This is a genomic window from Microbacterium sp. Bi128 (assembly GCF_918698205.1).
On sequence record NZ_CAKKMM010001525.1, the window covers coordinates 1 to 1,164 of the forward strand.

Genomic DNA, 1,164 nt, shown 5'->3' on the forward strand with positions numbered 1-1,164 from the left:
CTCGAGGTCGCACTGCAGGAACCCGGCATGCTCGAGGGCGAGACGTGGCAGCGCTTCTCGGAGGCGCGGTTCTCCACACCCGCCTATCTCGCCATCCACGAGGCCATCCGGGCCACCGGACTCGGGTTTTCGGGGGATCCGGTGCGCTGGGTCGAGCAGCTGCTGCAGGAGGTCCCCGAGCCCCTGCGCCCGCTCGTGTCCGAGCTCTCCGTGGTGCCCCTGCCGGCCAACACCCCCGAAGGCGTCCTGCGCTACTGCAAGGACATCCTCGCCCGCTTGTTCGAGCTCCAGATCACCCGGGTCAAGGCCGAGAAGATGGGCCAGCTGCAGCGTCTGGACGCCTCGGCCGACCCCGAGGAATTCCAGCGGCTGAATCGCGAACTCATGCAACTTGAGATGCAGCGGCGGTCCCTGCGCTCGGACGCCTGAGCCGCCGATTTCGTTTCCCGGGCTGGTGTTTGCTAGGCTTATACCCGCTTCATTCCTCCTTAGCTCAATTGGCAGAGCATTCGACTGTTAATCGAAGGGTTGCTGGTTCAAGTCCAGCAGGAGGAGCGGACAGGTCCCGCGGCCGGTGAAAACCAGCCGCGGGACCTTTTTTATTTCCTCTTTTTTGTTGCCCCGTCAATGGCCAGGGCTTTCCGCCGGGCAACGCAGTGGCGGGCAGTTCAGGTAGAGGTTCAGACGAAGTACATTTCCACCTGGAGGAAGCGCTGGGCCTCGGCGACCGCTGCCTGGAAGGCCTCCAGCTCCGTGGGGGACTTCCGAGGTTCCCGCGGGTGCCATTCATGCGGCGCCGAGTGCACCTGGGTGAATCCGCCGCCCGGGGGCGCATAGAAGATGCCGAACCGTTGCACCGGCCATTCCGGGGAAGATTCCGGTGCCACGAGGAGGGCGGAGTCATATGTGGGGTTGTACCACTGGGCGATTGGGCGGCGGCGGTCTTCGGTGAACAGGCCGGCGGCGAACAGGGCGGCCGACTGCGGACTGGTCTGAGCGCACAAGCGATCCCACCACAGGGGCAGGATTCCGGCGTCGCACCGCTGCCAAGTGGCCGGAAGGGGCTGGTGATCCTGCCTGTCGGGCATGAAATAACTTTATCGCCCGGCGCGGACGTCGAACAGGGCGCGACGGGGCGCAAGGGCTGCAGGCCACGGACAGGGC

The 1,164-nt window shown here is 65.5% G+C and carries 1 protein-coding gene, 1 tRNA gene and 1 pseudogene; 2 read left to right on the forward strand and 1 reads right to left on the reverse strand.

The window, feature by feature from the left end:
• Together LQV45_RS34245 and LQV45_RS34250 are read left to right on the forward strand one after the other, a co-directional pair.
• Positions 1–429, forward strand: a pseudogene (locus LQV45_RS34245) (DNA primase); the annotation flags it as partial.
• Between the two features lie 53 nt (positions 430–482).
• Positions 483–555 (forward strand) — tRNA-Asn (locus LQV45_RS34250).
• Between the two features lie 125 nt (positions 556–680).
• Here the strand turns inward: LQV45_RS34250 and LQV45_RS34255 are convergent.
• Positions 681–1,088, reverse strand: a complete 408-nt coding sequence (locus tag LQV45_RS34255) for a hypothetical protein (protein ID WP_230012316.1) — start codon at positions 1,086–1,088, stop codon at positions 681–683.
• Positions 1,089–1,164 lie beyond the last annotated feature (76 nt).

Excerpts from the sequence above, each read along its gene's own strand:
- LQV45_RS34255 (WP_230012316.1), bottom strand. The coding sequence starts at position 1,088 with ATGCCCGACAGGCAGGATCACCAGCCCCTTCCGGCCACTTGGCAGCGG.